This window comes from Prevotella pectinovora (assembly GCF_000834015.1).
Classification (GTDB): Bacteria; Bacteroidota; Bacteroidia; order Bacteroidales; family Bacteroidaceae; genus Prevotella; species Prevotella pectinovora.
In genome coordinates, this window is the sequence record NZ_JXQI01000064.1 from 16,910 (window position 1) to 34,290 (window position 17,381).

Below are 17,381 nucleotides of genomic sequence, written 5' to 3' on the forward strand. Positions count from 1 at the left end.
AAAAAAAAACAATTTATACACACCATGATAATAAAGACAGACTGTTTTCTGCCATGCGCCGACATCGAGGCCGTGATGCCTACGGTGAACCAGCTGAGAGAATGCAGGGCAGTGAAACACATAAACTTGCTCGTTTCACAAGACTTCGCCATGAAGAACGCTGCTCCAGAGGGATGTGCGATGATTGTCGTAGACAATATCATGTCGTCGGCAACGATGATAAGCATCGCCGAGAATATCGACAGCGAATACACGATGATATACACCAAGTCCACACCGCTGACCATCGGACTCTATGCTCTGAGAAGGATGATCCGGGTGGCTGCCGAGACCAATGCGGCAATGGTATACAGCGACCACTATTCTGTGGAGAACGGCAACACCGTGGCACACCCCGTGATAGACTATCAGGCGGGCAGCCTGCGCGACGACTTCGACTTCGGAAGCGTGATGCTCTTCAAGAGCAGGCTGATAAAGGAATATGCCGCCGCTGACGCTGATGCCGACTACATGTATGCCGGCTTGTACGACCTGCGCCTGTTTATAAGCAGAAACGGTTCCATCTTCCATCTCAACGAATATCTCTATACTGAAGAGGAGAGCGACACCCGCACAAGCGGCGAGAAGCAGTTCGACTATGTCAACCCGCGCAACCGTGAGGTGCAGGTGGAGATGGAAAAAGCCGTCACGGCGCATCTCAAGGAGGTGGGAGCATTCATCGACACCGCCGGATATGAGACTCCTGACTTCAACGAGCAGCAGTTCGCATGCGAGGCATCGGTGATAATACCGGTCAGAAACCGTGAGAAGACGATTTGCGATGCCGTGGACAGCGCATTGGCACAGAAAACGAAATTCAGATTCAACGTCATAGTTGTAGACAACCACTCCACTGACAACACTACGACTCTCCTGGAAGAATATGCAGCGAAACATGCTGACCCTTCAAAGCCTCAGCTCATACACATCGTGCCTGAGCGTACCGACCTCGGCATCGGAGGATGCTGGAACGTGGCGGTGAACGACAGCAGATGCGGAAAATTCGCCGTGCAGCTCGACAGCGACGACCTCTATTCGTCTGAAAATACGCTGCAGACTATCGTAGACGAATTCCACAAGCAGCATGCGGCAATGATCATCGGAAGCTACCGCATGTGTGACTTCAACCTCAACACGCTGCCGCCAGGACTGATCGACCATGCGGAATGGACCGACGACAACGGATGCAACAACGCCCTGCGCATCAACGGACTGGGAGCGCCACGCGCTTTCTTCACACCGCTGCTCCGGCAGTTGCAGTTCCCCAACACGAGCTACGGCGAAGACTATGCCATGGCGCTCGCCTTCTGCCGCCGCTACAGGATTGGCAGGATATTCTCCGAACTGTATCTCTGCCGCCGATGGGGCGGAAACAGCGATGCCGCTCTGAGCATAGAGAAGGTGAATGCCAACAACTTATACAAGGACAGAATCAGGACAATAGAACTCTCTGCCAGACAGCAGATAGAAAAGGGAATGATGGACTTCAGCGACGACAGTTCGCTCCACCGCTTCTTCAACAGACAGATGGAGCAGTGGGACCTGGCGAGGGAAAACTTCCGCGACCTTCACAATGTGGAGCAGCGCCAGCTCAACAGCGAAGGCAACAATATCATTGTGCAGTTCAATCCGGCACGCATCGTCTCCACAGGGGCAAGGATAGACAAGAAGAGTCTGGAGAAGCGTCCGTGCTTCCTCTGCCGCAAGAACCGTCCTGAGGAGCAGATGTCAAAGACTGTCGACAAGGACTTCGAACTTCTCGTCAACCCCTACCCTATCCTGCCGGCACATTTCACGATACCCAAGCTCACCCACCAGCCACAGGCAATATACCACAACTACAGCGAGATACACCGTCTACTCACGCTGTTCCCCAAGCTGATGGTATTCTACAACGGTCCGAAATGCGGAGCGTCGGCTCCCGACCATTGTCATTTCCAGGCCGGCACGAGCGGACTGCTGCCGCTGCAGACGGGATGGCAACGCTATTGCCGCAACATGACGGAGATATCCACCAACAACGACGGCGAGAGCATTTCCGTGATAAACGAATATCCTTCGCCGGCACTGCTCATCCGCAGCAAGAGTCTGAAGGGCGACGCCGAACTGTTCAAATTCGTTTACAAGGCGCTGCCAATGGCAAAGGACGACTATGAGCCGATGATGAACATCGTGAGCTGGAGAAACGGCGACGAATATCTCTCGGTGGTATTCCCTCGCCGCCGCCACCGTCCGGCATGCTATCCCGACCTGTCGGCTCCTGAGGCCGAGGGTTCGCTGATGATCAGTCCGGGAGCTCTCGACATGGCTGGAATGATAATAACGCCGCGAGAGGCCGACTTCAAGAGTCTCACGGCAGAGAAGGCGATAGAAATACTGCGTGAGGTGAGCCTCAACGACGAGGAGTTTGCCTCTGTGATAAAGAAGATAAAGGAGAATGCCAACAAACCTTCGGCAGCGAGCATGATATGCCCCAAGCGCCGCGAGCCCAACGTTCACGTGGGAATAGTGAGCGGCGAGAGGATTGAGTTCTCGCTCAACGGCGAGTATTCTGCCAAGGGTGAGATAATCACCGGCAGACAGGTGGTGGAATTCTCTGAGGGTGGAATATTGTGGAACGGCAACCAATACCGCGAACTCTGTTTCTCACCGAAGACCGACAAGGCGTCGTTCTCGCTCTTCGACGTGACCATCGGTGTGAACTTCCACTGGGAGCGCAAGGAGACGCAGACCTTCCAGGGAGAACTGAACCTCGTGGTGGAGGCCGACAAGATATGCGCCATAAACAGTCTGCCTGTGGAGAAATATCTCGAAAGCGTAATCTCAAGCGAGATGAGCGCCACATCGAGTCTGGAACTGCTCAAGGCTCACGCCGTAATCTCCCGCTCATGGCTGCTCGCACAGATGAAGAAGAGGATGGAAGTGGCTGAGAGCGGCAACAACTTCTTCTCGTTTGTCAAGAAGGACGACATGCTCATCCGCTGGTACGACCGCGAAGACCACACCATATTCGACGTGTGTGCCGACGACCACTGCCAGCGCTATCAGGGAATAACTAAGGAGACGTCGCCACACGTGGCACAGGCGATAAAGCTGACGAGAGGACAGATTCTCATGAACGGCAACGACATCTGCGACGCCAGGTTCTCGAAATGCTGCGGAGGAGTGAGCGAGGAGTTCCAATACTGCTGGGAGGATGTGTCAAAACCTTATCTCATCGCCGTCAGGGATACCGAGGGCGGAATGAAGGACGGCGGCGAAAGCGTGCCCGACCTCACCATCGAGGAGAATGCCGAGAAATGGATAAGGACGAGTCCGGAGAGCTTCTGCAACACCAGCGATGCCAAGGTGCTCTCTGAGGTGCTCAACGACTACGACCAGGAGACTGCAGACTTCTACCGCTGGCACGTCACTCTGACTCAGCAGAAGCTGAAGAGTCTGCTGGATGAGAAACTGAAGATGAACCTCGGCGACATCATCGACCTCAAGGCGGTGGAACGCGGAAAGAGTGGCAGGATAAGCAAACTGCTGATAGTGGGCACCGAACGCTCGTTCACCATCGGCAAGGAACTGGAGATAAGACGCGCCCTGAGCGACTCTCACCTCTATAGCTCGGCATTCGTGGTAGACCGCAAAGACATCGGCAGCGACGGTGTGCCGCAGCGGTTCGAACTCACGGGAGCCGGATGGGGACACGGTGTGGGACTGTGTCAGATAGGTGCTGCCGTGATGGGAGAAAAGGGTTTCGACTACCGTCAGATTCTACTCCACTACTATCGCAACGCCGAGATAAAGGATATTTATTGAAAACAACGAAACAAAAATGAAGACTAAAACATCTCCGTGGGCATGGGTGCCCACTCTATATTTCGCCGAGGGACTGCCAAACGCCATCGTGACGGGTCTCTCCGTGGTGATGTATATGCAAATGGGACTCACCGATACTGAGGTGGGTCTCTTCACCGGATGGCTGGCTCTGCCGTGGGTGATAAAACCGCTGTGGAGCCCGTTCATCGACCTCCTGAAGACCAAGCGTTGGTGGGTGCTCGCCATGCAGATGCTCATCGGCAGCGCATTGGCTGGCATAGCGTTCAGCATACCTACGGCATTCTGGTTTCAGGCCACCATGTGCCTGTTCTTCATCATCGCCTTCTGCAGCGCCACCCACGACGTGGCTGCCGACGGGTTCTACATGATAGAACTCGACAACCACAACCAGGCTAAATACGTGGGACTTAGAAACACGTTCTACAGGCTCGCCATAATCTTCGTCAACGGCATTCTCGTGTCGCTCGCCGGAGTGCTGCAGGTGGTGTTCCGCAATCAGATAAAATTCTCGTGGGCTCTGATATTCTATGGCCTCGCCGGACTGTTCCTGGGAATGTGGCTGCTCCACTGCCGCACTATGCCGAAACCTACAGATGACGCTCATACGCAACGCAGCATGACAGAGGTGGCTAACGAGATAAAGACGATGTTCACCACGTTTTTCAGCAAGTTCAAGGCTTCTGAAACGCTTTGCGTAATGCTCTTCCTGCTGCTATACAGATTTCCGGAGGCCTTGCTCAACACCATGACGAAGACATTCATCCTGCGCCCTAACTCCCAGGGCGGTCTGGGACTCTCGCCACAGGAATACGGACTCGCCAACGGCACGGTGGGACTGATCGGTCTGCTGCTCGGCGGAATCCTCGGCGGATATCTCGTGAGCCGCGACGGTATGAAGAAATGGCTGTGGCCGATGGTGTGTGCCATCACTCTGCCTGATGTGGTGTATATATATCTGAGCTATTCGCTCAACTCCGACCTCTTCGTAGTGTCGTCGTGTCTCTTCGTGGAACAGTTCGGATACGGACTGGGATTCACCGTGCTCACGCTCTACATGCTCTTCTACAGCCAGGGCAAGTTCAAGACCTCCCACTACTCCATCTGCACCGGAATATCATATCTCGGACTGATGCTCCCGGGCATGGTGTCGGGATATATGAAGGATATGCTGGGCTATCGCACGTTCTTCATCATCGTGATGCTCTGCTGCACCATCACGTTCCTCGTAACGGCATTCCTGAAGATAGACCCTGACTTCGGAAAGGAAACGTCTGAAGAGGAATGATAACACATTAAACGGACTGTTGACCGATTTGTAGTTAGACGGTCTAATGACCGTTTGGTGGTTATATTCCGGTTGAATTCATGGACTGAAAAATAGACTTGTGATGTCTAAGACATAGACCATGATTTTCCCCCACAGCGTGGGGAACAGAACCCCCTAATGTGGGGTTTCATTCCCCACGCTGTGGGGGAAATACGGACGGGCGAAAGGGATATGTGATTTAAGACAAAAACCGGAAAAACACCCGATGTCTTTTACGAGCCTTACAGCTTATCATCTGTCGGCTGTACTTCCCTGTCGAGAGCCAGCTCTCGACGGTAACTACATCCGGCAGCTGATGGTGGTGACCATAGTCACCACCTCGTAAAAGACATCGAGCGATAAACAGGGGAAAAACCACAAAGCTGATGAAGTTCAAACTTAACTCCAAGCCAATAGTAACTACTCTGAATATTGTCATCAGCCCCCACCTAGCCTCCCCCGAAGGGGAGGGACAGTTACTATTACTATTGATAAACGATTGATAATCAGACAACTACAAATGAATATCATGCAGCCAAAGGTATCTGTCCCTCCCCTTCGGGGGAGGCTAGGTGGGGGCTGTCGTCGATAGCCGGAGTAATCTGTTCCTTCCCTTTGTGAAGGTTAGGATGGGTTTGAGGCCAGGTGGGGGCTGATGTCGGCAGGAAAATCATCCACCTTGGGTTTATCCAGGTTCTTGTCTAAATCTGCGGGCCAAAAACAACGAAAAGCGGTTGAACAACGACATTGAAGTCGCCATTCAACCGCTCCGGTTACACCCTCTCATGCGAGCGGGTATACAAATAAACTGATTCTCTCTAATACTTTCTAAAATTCAAATACTTCAGAAAATTTACTTGTAGAGCTTCATGCCGATGTTCATTCCAACACTTGCCAATACTGCAAAAGCTACTACACATGCTGTTACTAACATAAATGTCAACATAATCAATTTCCTTTCTCTTTTTAGTTATCGTTAAACAATCTTTTTACCTGCTGCTCTCATTGCAGCTTTTATCTATATCTTTATCTTTTCAGTTGCAAAGTTAATGCCTTTTGTGTTCGCACACAACAAATAGAGGGGATATAGTCGTTTCTTATGCTTTTTATTGACATCAGTCAAAGAAAGCAAATATTTATAGTTAGATAATTGACATAAAACAAGCGGAAATATATACAAATATATGACAAACGCATGACACTATGTACATAATATTTACAAAAACAATGCCTTTTTGTCAGATTTTATTATCCTGCTGTCAGACAATTCCTGCAGCATCCGTAGCTTCTCTTCTGAGAGTTTGTCCAGCTTGGCCAGTTTCTTGTTGTATTTCCACCAGTTGAGCAGTCCCCGGTTCTCCACCTTCTTCTTGTCGGGCAGCTGATGATGCTGCTCCACATAGTCCTTTAGCTGCTGATACTTGGTCAGCCATTTGGTTTCATTCACTGTTGCCATACACCTTATATTATATATTCCGCAAGTTTTCAACTTGCTCTGCTAGTTGACAAGCAGGCAAGATACGAGTAAACAAGGAGACCGCAAAAGTACAACAATAAACTAACACTTCAAAAAAGAGAAAACACTTATAGGGATTTTCCCTCCCACTTTAGGGAAAAACCCTTTGGCAGCACCGGGAATTGTTGTTTCTTTGCACCAGAGAAAAGAACATTACGAACATAAAACACAATGATCATGAAAAGGTTTATATTATCAATGGCATTGCTTCTCACCGTGGCACTATCCACAATGGCGATGAGCTACGAGCAGGCAAGGGACAGAGCACTCTTCCTGACCGACAAGATGGCTTACGAGCTGAACCTGAACGATGAGCAGTATGAGGCAGCATACGAGGTGAACCTCGACTATCTGATGAGCATAAGCACCTATGATGACCTCTACGGCACATACTGGACGAGAAGAAACATGGATCTCAGCTATATCCTCTTCGACTGGCAGTATAACGCCTTCTGCTCAGCGGCATATTTCTACCGTCCGCTGATATGGACCAACGGCGTGTGGCGATTCAGCATCTATGTACGCTACCCGAACCGCACATATTTCTATTTCGGCAGACCGGCATTCTATGCCACATACTACGGCGGACACAGCTGGCACAGAAACGGCGGACGCAGCTGGTATCACGGACGCACCTTCGGACCTCGCCCAGGAGAGAGCCGCTTTGGAATGAGAGACAGATATGACCGTGGCGATTTCCGCGGACAAAGAGGCCATGACCGCAGACATGACAACGGACGCTATGACCGAAACAACAGACGCAACGACAACAACAGCGGACGCTACGACCGAAACAACAGACGTGACGACAACAACAGCGGACGCTACGACCGAAACAACAGACGCGACGACAACAACAGCGGACGCTATGACCGCGGCAACAACAGACGCGACAACAACAGCGGCTACAGAGGCACTACACCGAGGAGAGGCACCGGCAACGGCACAACGAATCTGAGCAGCTCTCGCACGACAGTGAGCCAAGAGATAGGCAGATCATCAAGGGGCAACAGTTTCAACAACAGCCCGACGAGAATATATCGTCCGGCAGGCGGTTCTTCCCGCCCTGCCAACACCTTCACACCGAGCCGCAGCAGTTCGTCGAACAACAGGTCGGCAGGCGGCAACAGTTCATCAAGAGGTGGCGGACGTTCCGGTGGCGGTGGAAGATTCGGAAGATAAAAGGATAAAAGAAAGAAGACTTATATCATATATACAACACAAGACTGACTGGAAAGAAGGATTAAACATACTATATTAAAGAAACGATAGGTAAAAGGATTTTGAAGCATAAAAGACATCAGGATATATTAAGGTAATGCAGACCTAAGAAAGGAGTGAGGAATCTGATTCTTCGCTCCTTCTGCTTTATTCTTATAATCCCTGACAGAAGGACATAAAAATAGGAGGAAAAATATTTCATCTTCCTCCTACCCTATTGCGAGCCCACCATTACGGGCTGCATATTCACGAAACTCTCAAAGAGAGAATTACTTGTTCAAGAGATATCTCTCTGCCTCAAGCGCAGCCTTGCAACCGCTTGCTGCAGCCGTGATAGCCTGACGGTATACTGGGTCGGCAACGTCGCCGGCAACGAACACTCCAGGAATCTTGGTGCGTGGTGTGCCGTCGATGGTCTTGATATAACCCACCTCGTCGGTCTCGAGCCACTCCTTGAATACGTCAGAGTTTGGCTTATGGCCGATAGCGAGGAAGAAACCGTCGATCTGGATGTCAATCTTCTCCTCGTCTGCCTCGCCGCGACGCTTCACGAGATGTGCGCCTTCTACACCGTTCTCACCGTAGAGTCCGATGGTGTTGTGCTCAAAGAGCACCTCGATGTTCTCAGCGTTCATCACTCTCTCCTGCATCACCTTAGAGGCTCTGAGGAATGGCTTGCGCACGATGAGATATACCTTCTTTGCCAGACCGGCGAGATAGAGGGCATCCTCACAGGCTGTGTCGCCACCGCCCACAACGGCAACGGTCTTCTTGCGATAGAAGAATCCGTCGCATGTGGCACATGCTGACACTCCCATACCGTTGTATTTCTTCTCGTCGTCAAGTCCGAGATACTTTGCAGACGCTCCTGTGGCGATGATCACGGTGTCCGCCTCAATCTCAACGCCCTCTTCGGTTGTCACCTTGTAGGGAGCCTTGCTGAAGTCCACCTTAGTGATGATGCCGTCGCGGATGTCAGCGCCGAAGCGTTCTGCCTGCTCGCGGATGTCGTTCATCATCTGTCCGCCAAGCACTCCTTGAGGATAACCAGGGAAATTCTCCACCATAGTGGTCTGTGTGAGCTGGCCACCGGTGAGCAGACCGCAATATTCAACTGGCTTCAAGTTTGCTCTTGAAGCATAAATAGCAGCAGTGTATCCTGCAGGACCACTACCGATAATCAAGCATTTTACGTGTTCCATATTATAATTTAGTATTTAAAGTCGTTATTCTGTTTTACAACAGTTCTTCTATCTTCTTCTCGACGTTCTCCATATTCTCTGTCGGTTCGAAGCGCTCTACCACCATCCCGTATTTGTTTACAAGGAATTTGGTGAAGTTCCACTTGATGTCTGCCTTTGACTTGTAGTCGGGATCGGTCTGTGAGAGCATCTCGTCGAGAACCTTTGTCAACGGATGACTTTCGTCCCATCCGGCGAAGCCCTTCTGCGAAGTGAGGAATTTATATAGAGGATCGGCATCAGGACCGTTCACCTTCACCTTCTTGAAGCGTGGGAACTCCGTGCCGAAATTCAATTTGCAGAACTCATGGATAGACTCATCGGTTCCTGGCGCCTGCTGTCCGAACTGGTTGCAGGGGAAGTCGAGGATTTCAAAACCCTGGCTGTGATATTTCTCGTAGAGCTTCTCCAGCTCTTCATACTGTGGAGTGAATCCGCATTTAGTGGCTGTGTTGACAATCAGTAATACCTCGTTGGCATACTCCTTGAGAGCTACCATCTTTCCTTTTCTGTCCTTAACCGAAAAGTCAAATACTGTATTCATTTCTATTCTTGTTTTTTGTTTTAAAATATATTTCCGATTTATAACCTGTTCTTTTGTCAGAATGACGCCTTCTGCCACGGAGCCATTTGCGCCAAGGATATACCCTGCGCATTACAGGTTGAGGAATCCATGTCCCTACAGGCTGACAATCCTCTTACCACAGATTGATAATCCACGATTACTGACTTATAATATCTCCATTGCAGAGGCTTCAGAAGAAGCATTCTCGCCAATCTATTTGCAAAAATAGGCATTTCTGATGAAAAGGCACCAAATAAATGCGGAATATTTGCGATTTTTTATAAACCGAAGTCCATTGTCGCTGCCACTTTCTCTACCTGCGCCTCTGTCTTGTCCGGCAGATTGCAGAAGAAGTCTATCTTGTTGCCAAGTTTGTTCTGCAGTTCGGAGATGGAAACGACATATCCCTTCAGCGCATCGTCGCCATGATATACGTTGGTGTGCTCAAACCAGAAAGCGAGGCCGGAATACACGTTGAGTTTGGCACGCTTCCACACCACGGCTGCATAGAAATACTTCGGAACTATCATCTTGCCGCCGATACGCTGCAGGATATGGTTCTCGCTGTCTATCGTACCGCCCTTGCAGACGAAGAGGGAGTCAGCGGAGGAGAACTTTGTTCCTGACACGAAGTTATACAGGAACTGCTCCATGTTTATCCACAGACCCTTGTACTTATAGTTCTTGTCGCTTCCGTTGAACACCTTGTACTGCGGCTGCATATTGGTGAGATAGAACGTCTGCTTGTTTATGGCGAGGCTGTACAGGCGGTCGTTCGACGGACAGAGATGTCCATGGTCGAACCCTGATCCGTATATCAAATCCTGTCCGTTGCTCTTAGTGTAATAATCGTCAGCAGTCAGGCTTGCCACGTCGAAAGGATACTGCATCTCGCCTTCGGCGGCATACCATCGCTGCACATTCTTCTTTATGTTCTGCTTGGTCATCACATAGCATGTCCAGCGGTTTGACTTCAGAGTGCGGTCCCACTCCACACAGTAGTTCACTCCGTCTTTGTCGAACGCCTTGTCGCTCACCCTATAGGCTATGAACTGGCTGTTGCCTCCCTGCAGATGCGGCACTTCGGTTCTTGTCGCGGCAGCATCGGTATAGTCGGTGTTTCTGTTTACGTTGGGTTCTTTTGCCGGTGAAGAACCGCCACCATCATTGTCGCTGCCGCATGCCGTGAAGAAAAGGACAACTGCCGCAGCATACATAGTACGAATAAGAAATCTGTTCTTCATAATGAATTTCATAATGATTTGAATTGTCTTAGTTTTCTTTTCCTCTGGCTGACTGTCGGCAGCAAGAGGATTATGCCCCAAAATGGGTTTAACCCATCTCATAAAACAGCGTAACGCCCGTTTCGGGGGCAAGACAGATTGGGATACAAACAAAAAGTGCGTTCATGCGCATATGCAACTACGCTTGAACACACTTTAATATCTTCCTGAATAATTATATATCTTAGTATATATTATTTGCGGGCTTTTCCATAGCGGCTCATGAACTTGTCCACACGACCTGCGGAGTCAACGAGCTTGCTCTTACCAGTATAGAACGGGTGAGAAGTGCTTGAAATTTCGACCTTTACCACTGGGTAAGTCTCTCCTTCAAATTCTACTGTATCGTTAGTCTTGCATGTAGAACGTGTAAGGAACATATCGCCGTTGGACATATCCTTGAATACGACGGGGCGATAGTTTTCTGGATGGATACCTTTTTTCATTTTAATCTAAAATTGTTTGTTTATTTGTTTATTATTTTCGATGCTTTTCAGCATTTGGCTGCAAAGGTAAGGCTTTTTTGTGGAATGGACAAGAAATTTTGGAAAAATGTTGAACCAGCAGGCTAAATGAGGGGGCTACGCCTTTTTTAAGACAAATAGGACGTTTTAGGACTTATAGGACAGATAGGACTTATAGGACAGATAGGACAAATACAGCCTTGCTATTAATCCTATAAGTCCTATCTGTCCTATAAGTCCTAAAACGTCCTATTTCTCCTATAATTTCCCTCACTTTCTCACTTCTTCCATCCATTCTGTTGCCGATAAGCAATTCTGCCCCTCGTCATTTCCTCCCTGATTCCACCGTTTTTCAGGAAATCCGCCTTTTGCCTCTCTATCAACAGTCTGAGGAGAGTGTCTGCTTGATGAATCAGTATTATTGCAATATTTGCGATGGTTTCAGCCGAACGGCTCGGAATCTGTTTCATATAAAATTCCGTATCGTTATGTCTTTTACAAATATCCCTCGTCTTTACAGTTCTTACATCTGATATTCCCCACTGTACCAGTCCGTTTTGCCTGAGATAGTCCTCATAATCCAGCAATAGTTCTTGCAGACTTGCTTTCGCCACATTGGTCAGTTTCAGCTCCGTTTCTCGTGAGGTGGTTGCCGCCGCACTGCCCTCGGCAATATTCTGTCTGCCGCTGCGCGCAGCCTGTATCATCTGGTCTACGGTACGGTCAGTCCTGTCCAAGAATTTGTGTGCGAAATAATATGTGATGTCATATATGCAAGTTGCCTTCTGAAATGCTATCAAATCACGATAGCCTCCTTTCTGCGGAATAAACTCCTTGTCGTTTTCCATTTTATGTATTGTTAGATTTAGGAGTGCTTAGAAAAATCCCATCATCTGGAAGGATGATGGGATTCTGAATATATAAGGTCAATGTTTTATTTAATTATAACGGTAGAGCCCATTGTCAAAGTGTAATCGTCAATCAACACATCTCCGCCTGGCTTTTTGGCATTCATTACAAGAACACTGTAAGTACCTTCTGTTTCGATTGTGAATGTATATGTGACTTTCACCCATTTCGTAGCTGTTATGTCGTTTACATAGTCACCATATTTATAATCGCTTCCGGTTGGGTTTGCTCCATCTTTCACCGGAACATATCCCGGACGAACAGAGGCACCTGTAGATGTTGCAGCTTTTGCATAGAACGTAACAGTATATTCACCTGGCTTCAGAGTTATCTCCTTGTAACCAAGGCGCTTGTTGGCAGAACTTGATCCACCTACCTTTACAGAATACTTTCCGCTGTGAGCATCTGTACTCTGGCTGAGTGTTGCATTTCCTGCAGAAGAAGCAGTCTTCCAGTTATTTGGCAATCCGTTTGTCCAGTTCTCAAAGTCGCCATTCGAAGCGCTCGCATCACCGGTAGTGCCGCCTTCAGAACCGCTGCCGCCGTTGCTCTTGAGCGAAACGAGATAAGCCTTGTCCTTAACGGTCTCTGGGGTGTTGCCCATATAGTTGACAACCTTGCCGCAGACTACCACTTCGTCACCAACATTGAGAGTTGCGCCTGAGGTGTATTTCTCATTGTTCAGATAAAGAGCACGGAACACATAGAACTGATTGTCTGCCTTGCCATCGTCGGAGATGTAGAATGTGGCATTGCCAAACTGGGTGCCATACTGCTCCTTGACTGAAACCACCTTTCCCTTGATATATACGTCCTTGTCTGACTCCACGTCGGCAGCGAGAGACGATGCATACTGGTTTGCAGCCACGCTGTTGAATGGGTTTGCCTTTGTACCGTCGCCGGTTGGCTGACCTGCTGCCGGCTGGTCTGAACCGCCGCCACCGTTGCCATTGATTGAAACGATATAGTTTCCGGTAGTGAATTCCTTTGTTCCGTTGTAGTTCACAAGCTTACCGCATATCACTACCTCATCGCCTGGCTTGAGAGCGTCCTCGCCAGAGAACTTGGTTCGGTTTGGTCCTGCATATCCGTTGAAAACGAGGAACTGGTTTGTTGCTGTACCGTCGTCGGAGATGTAGTATTTGAGACTGCCGTAGCTCGGGTCGAAACTGCCAGACTGTACTGACACTACCTTACCCTTTACATAGACTTCCTTGTCCTCGGCACCACCATTGTCAATATACTTGATGGCAGCAGCCACGTTGTACGGATCAGCCTGTGTACCGGTACCTGCCGGTTCCATTTCCGGACTTGAAGGTTCATCAGGTGTTACGTCCGGCATTTCATACGGTGCAGGAACGTCTTCACAGCTTGTCAGCGATGCGAATGAAAATGTCAGGGCAGCCATCGCCATTACTGAATATAATATCTTTTTCATTGTATTTCTTTTTTATAGTTTTGTTACATTTTATTGAATTCTCAGCCTTGCTTATTTCACATCCTCGATGTCGCTGTCTGAGCGAAGGAGAATCTGCCAGGTGTAGCCGTATTTTGAAGGATTTGTGGCGTATACGGTGAAGATACCGGTGAGGTTCACCTTTCCCGTAGGCATCGCCTTGGCAGCGAAGTCGGCGTATGTGCTGCTGCGCACTACCATCAGACTCTGTGCCTTGCCACCGATTTTCACCGTGCGGCTCACTCCGTTTCCGGCGTCCTTGTCAGCCTCCGGTGCCCATGCCAGTTTGCCGTCAGCCTTGTCCATCTCCACGTTTTCCAGTGTCATCAGCTTTCCACGATGAGATTTCACGTATGCCACGTCTTTCAGCTTTGACACATCGAATTTCTCAGGCACCACCTTTGAAGCGTCTGCCGCACCGAGAATCTTGAAGTGCTCATTCCATACGTTGATGTTCATACGGCTTGGGAATGTCCTGCCGCTGGTATTCGTATATGGCACACCAACCTGCACGTTGTTGCCATAGATGCCGATATAGAGTCCCTTGAGGTTTACGAGGATTTCCTGTCCTACAGGCAGGAATCCGAAGAGTCCGCCCTTCTGTATGCAGATGAGGAGTCCCTCTCCGCTCTCGTCCTGCACGGCAATCTGGTTGTAGATGTTTCCCTGAATGTCGTTTCCGGTCACACGCACCTTCAACTGCCAGTCTTCCGTGATGCGCACGGTGTCGTTTGCCTGTGATGAGGGTATGAGGTCTACTGTCTTTGCCTTCAGTTCTTTTATGGATATCATCTTGGCATCGTCCTCCACGATGTCGTTGTTGCCATATGGAGCCACCTCGCCGGTCGGGTCGTTCCAGTCATCGTCCATGCAAGAAGTGGCAAGTCCGCCGAGGAGCATTGCCGCAACGAGGAATTTTATATATTTCGTCTTTTTCATTGTCATGAGAGTTTTTTAGAATTTATACGCGATATTGAGGAGTCCGTTGGTGCCATAGGCATAGAACTTCATTGGATTCTTAGAGAACTTGTATGCACGTGTCGTTGCCGTTCCGTCGGCCTTCGGTGTGCTGTAGTCGCTTCTGCTCTGTTCGTATCCTCCGGTCACGATGTTGGTATTGTTCAGGATGTTCGTCACGGTGAGGTTGATTGAGAGCGATCCGCGCTTCAGGTATATGCTTCTTCCGATAGAGCCGTCTATCATGAATCCGCCGTGTCCCTTAGCCTGTGAGAGTTCGCTGCGCACCGGCTGGTTGTTTAGGATGTCGCCACGCACCTTGCATGCTGACTCATATCTGTAGTTAGGAGAGTATGAGAGATAGATGCGGTCGTAGTAGTTGGCATTGAGGTCGATGAACCATCCGCCGCTGTGATAGCTGAGTCCGAGGCTTGCTGCCGTGAGCGGTGTGCCGTTGTCGCGCATACCTTTATTATATATATGGTCTTCAACGAGTCCGTCTGCCACATCACCATATACCACGGCATTCTGCGAGCGCATATACTCGAGATTGGCGTCGTTGAGAATCTTGGCGTCGCTTATCTGTCCGACGAGTTTTACGTCGAAGGCGCTTGTAACACGGAATTTCAATCCTGCCTCAACGCCATAGTATGCCTTCTTCATGTTTGTGAGCGACACGTATGTGAATGAGTTAACGTCGTCCATATAGAAGTTCTGCCAGTCGCTCACGTTGGTGAGGTAGCTGTAGTATGCGTTGATGTTGGCGTGCAGCCAAGAGGTCTGGAACTGGTATCCGATTTCTGAACTGAACACGCGCTCGTTCTTGAGGTTGCGCACGAAGTCGTTGTTTATCTCCGGTGATATGAAGGCCGCCTTTGCCTGAGGTGCACGGTGCTCATATCCGAGTCCGAGGGTAAAGGTGTTGCCACGGCCCAGATTAACGTTGGCTCCGAATTTCATTCCGCCGTCAATGAACTGTGCCGTGTGGCTCTTGCCGTAAGAGTTGTCCTTGGCGAGACCGTTGCGCATCTTTCCGTCGCGCTGCATGGATGTATATCCCAGTTTACCGGCTATTACATAGTGCAGGTTGCCGAAGTTCTCCGAGTAGCTCGTCCACAGTTTGCCGTTGTTCACGAGCAGGTTGTAGTTGTAACCGAACTTGTCGTCTTTTCCCACGAGGCCGTTGCGGTTGTTGAGGTCATACTGCACCTCATCGGCATCTGGCGAATAGGTGCCGATGGCGTAGGTGTTCACGTTGTGGAATGTCGTTGCTCCGAGCATATCCTCCATCGTCTGGTAGTGCATGCCCTTGTTGGTAGCTCCCACAATGCCGATGTTCCATGCCTTGTCTTTGTCTATCTGCTTGTTGAAAGTTGAAGCCAATGCGATTGTCAGCGCATCATTGTGCTTTGCCTGCAGATAATACATGGCATCCTGTCCCTGTGCCGATGCCTGTTTGTTGGCATAATACAGCTGGTCCCAGTTTATCTGGCGGTTTGCCTTAGGTCCGCTCCAGAAATCGTATGCCGACTGCCAGTTGGCGAGCGCATCGATGTTCCGGTATGAGGTATTGGTGTCGTCCCAGATATCGAAATAGCTGCTCGGCATATTCTTCCAGTAGTTTGGATGAGGGTTGTCGGCGTTGTTGTAGTTCAGCTTCGTGCTCTTATACATGCTGTACTTGCCCATGAGCGAAGTCGTCAGCTTGTCGTTGTCGGAGATTTTCCAGTCCCATGTGAGCAGAGCTGTCGGCGCAAAGTCGTTGACTACTCGTGAGTTGCGCTTTTTGCCGTTCTGGTATCCCCAGTATGGGTTGTAGTATCTGTCGTTTGCCATCCAGTACATCTCGTCAGTACCAGCTCCCTGAGAGGCGCGCTCCGTAGGGTTGCCCCATGTGGTGAGCGAGAGAGAGTGGCTTCCGTCACCGAACACCTTCTGCACTCCGAGGAAGTAAGAGAGGGAGTTATAGAACGTCCCCTCCACGTATCCTTCGTTCGCCCAGCGGTATGTGAGGTTTCCTGAGAATGCCCAACCACGGTTGCTGAGTCCGGTATTGAAGGTGTACATGCCTCGCAACGTATAACTGCGATTGGCTCCGGAGAGCGTTATCCTGTGGCCTGCCGGCATGCTTGCCGGACGGAAGTTATAGTTGTTTGAACCTGCCATCCCCGTCATGGCAAAATTGTTGGTTTCAAACGGAAGGGCGAACTCCTGGTTCTTTGTCTGCTGGTTGAGTCCGCCAACGAGGGAATAGCGGAACTGCCCCGTCTCCATGTCGTTCATCGGCAGTCCGTTGATATAAACATCGTTATACTTCTGGTCGAACGCACGATAACGGAAACGCACCGGCGAGAAGAGGAATCCAACCTCACTCGCATACATGTTGGAGTTGGAATTGACGATGGTAACGTTCTGCGACATATCATCGTCTTCTCCGAGCTGTGCCTCCGTAAACGTGAAAGCCGACTCGCTGAGAGCGGCGCCACGCTGTCCTATGGAGTCAGTACCTACTGTCTGGGCCTGGGCCATAGAAGCGGAGCACAATGCCATCACGGCTAATTTCAGATTCTTCTGCTTCATAAATAAGTGTTATGTT

At 49.8% G+C, this 17,381-nt stretch carries 12 protein-coding genes; 3 read left to right on the forward strand and 9 right to left on the reverse strand.

The window, feature by feature from the left end:
* Positions 1–24 precede the first annotated feature (24 nt).
* Complete coding sequence (locus ST42_RS13590) at positions 25–3,846, forward strand: DUF4922 domain-containing protein (RefSeq protein ID WP_082028630.1); 3,822 nt, start codon at positions 25–27, stop codon at positions 3,844–3,846.
* Between the two features lie 16 nt (positions 3,847–3,862).
* Positions 3,863–5,152, forward strand: a complete 1,290-nt coding sequence (locus ST42_RS09465; protein WP_044073337.1) for an MFS transporter — start codon at positions 3,863–3,865, stop codon at positions 5,150–5,152.
* A 1,237-nt stretch (positions 5,153–6,389) separates the two neighbouring features.
* Here the strand turns inward: ST42_RS09465 and ST42_RS09470 are convergent.
* On the reverse strand, positions 6,390–6,629 hold the full coding sequence (locus ST42_RS09470; RefSeq protein WP_042518764.1) for a helicase associated domain-containing protein: 240 nt from the start codon (positions 6,627–6,629) through the stop codon (positions 6,390–6,392).
* Positions 6,630–6,866: 237 nt separating this feature from the next.
* Between ST42_RS09470 and ST42_RS09475 the strand changes: the two genes are divergently transcribed.
* Entirely contained in the window at positions 6,867–7,871 is a 1,005-nt protein-coding gene (locus ST42_RS09475) for a hypothetical protein (protein WP_044073389.1), read from the forward strand.
* Between the two features lie 308 nt (positions 7,872–8,179).
* Here ST42_RS09475 and trxB read toward each other — a convergent pair whose 3' ends face one another.
* The 8 genes from trxB to ST42_RS09515 form a co-directional block, all read right to left on the reverse strand.
* Positions 8,180–9,112: a thioredoxin-disulfide reductase gene (gene trxB, locus ST42_RS09480; RefSeq protein ID WP_044073339.1), complete on the reverse strand. Its 933-nt coding sequence runs from the start codon at positions 9,110–9,112 to the stop codon at positions 8,180–8,182.
* A gap of 34 nt (positions 9,113–9,146) precedes the next feature.
* Positions 9,147–9,695 (reverse strand): glutathione peroxidase, encoded by a 549-nt coding sequence (locus ST42_RS09485; RefSeq protein WP_044073340.1) that lies wholly within the window; start codon positions 9,693–9,695, stop codon positions 9,147–9,149.
* A gap of 299 nt (positions 9,696–9,994) precedes the next feature.
* The gene (locus ST42_RS09490; protein ID WP_197068934.1) at positions 9,995–10,960 is read right to left on the reverse strand and encodes a DNA/RNA non-specific endonuclease; all 966 of its coding nucleotides are present in this window, start codon (positions 10,958–10,960) and stop codon (positions 9,995–9,997) included.
* 233 nt (positions 10,961–11,193) lie between these two features.
* Entirely contained in the window at positions 11,194–11,445 is a 252-nt protein-coding gene (locus ST42_RS09495) for a type B 50S ribosomal protein L31 (protein ID WP_022316759.1), read from the reverse strand.
* Between the two features lie 296 nt (positions 11,446–11,741).
* Positions 11,742–12,311 carry a four helix bundle suffix domain-containing protein gene (locus ST42_RS09500; protein WP_022316758.1) on the reverse strand — a complete coding sequence of 190 codons (570 nt, stop codon included), beginning with the start codon at positions 12,309–12,311 and terminating at the stop codon, positions 11,742–11,744.
* 86 nt (positions 12,312–12,397) lie between these two features.
* Complete coding sequence (locus ST42_RS13215) at positions 12,398–13,810, reverse strand: hypothetical protein (RefSeq protein WP_082028632.1); 1,413 nt, start codon at positions 13,808–13,810, stop codon at positions 12,398–12,400.
* Positions 13,811–13,861: 51 nt separating this feature from the next.
* Complete coding sequence (locus ST42_RS09510; RefSeq protein WP_044073342.1) at positions 13,862–14,767, reverse strand: DUF5689 domain-containing protein; 906 nt, start codon at positions 14,765–14,767, stop codon at positions 13,862–13,864.
* A gap of 15 nt (positions 14,768–14,782) precedes the next feature.
* Positions 14,783–17,365 (reverse strand): TonB-dependent receptor, encoded by a 2,583-nt coding sequence (locus tag ST42_RS09515; RefSeq protein ID WP_044073344.1) that lies wholly within the window; start codon positions 17,363–17,365, stop codon positions 14,783–14,785.
* Positions 17,366–17,381 lie beyond the last annotated feature (16 nt).

What these genes read in the sequence shown, in the direction of transcription:
- ST42_RS13590 (WP_082028630.1), top strand. Translation starts at nt 25, where the DNA reads ATGATAATAAAGACAGACTGTTTTCTGCCATGCGCCGACATCGAGGCC.
- ST42_RS09465 (WP_044073337.1), top strand. Translation starts at nt 3,863, where the DNA reads ATGAAGACTAAAACATCTCCGTGGGCATGGGTGCCCACTCTATATTTC.
- ST42_RS09470 (WP_042518764.1), bottom strand. Translation starts at nt 6,629, where the DNA reads ATGGCAACAGTGAATGAAACCAAATGGCTGACCAAGTATCAGCAGCTA.
- ST42_RS09475 (WP_044073389.1), top strand. Translation starts at nt 6,867, where the DNA reads ATGAAAAGGTTTATATTATCAATGGCATTGCTTCTCACCGTGGCACTA.
- trxB (WP_044073339.1), bottom strand. Translation starts at nt 9,112, where the DNA reads ATGGAACACGTAAAATGCTTGATTATCGGTAGTGGTCCTGCAGGATAC.
- ST42_RS09485 (WP_044073340.1), bottom strand. Translation starts at nt 9,695, where the DNA reads ATGAATACAGTATTTGACTTTTCGGTTAAGGACAGAAAAGGAAAGATG.
- ST42_RS09490 (WP_197068934.1), bottom strand. Translation starts at nt 10,960, where the DNA reads ATGAAGAACAGATTTCTTATTCGTACTATGTATGCTGCGGCAGTTGTC.
- ST42_RS09495 (WP_022316759.1), bottom strand. Translation starts at nt 11,445, where the DNA reads ATGAAAAAAGGTATCCATCCAGAAAACTATCGCCCCGTCGTATTCAAG.
- ST42_RS09500 (WP_022316758.1), bottom strand. Translation starts at nt 12,311, where the DNA reads ATGGAAAACGACAAGGAGTTTATTCCGCAGAAAGGAGGCTATCGTGAT.
- ST42_RS13215 (WP_082028632.1), bottom strand. Translation starts at nt 13,810, where the DNA reads ATGAAAAAGATATTATATTCAGTAATGGCGATGGCTGCCCTGACATTT.
- ST42_RS09510 (WP_044073342.1), bottom strand. Translation starts at nt 14,767, where the DNA reads ATGAAAAAGACGAAATATATAAAATTCCTCGTTGCGGCAATGCTCCTC.
- ST42_RS09515 (WP_044073344.1), bottom strand. Translation starts at nt 17,365, where the DNA reads ATGAAGCAGAAGAATCTGAAATTAGCCGTGATGGCATTGTGCTCCGCT.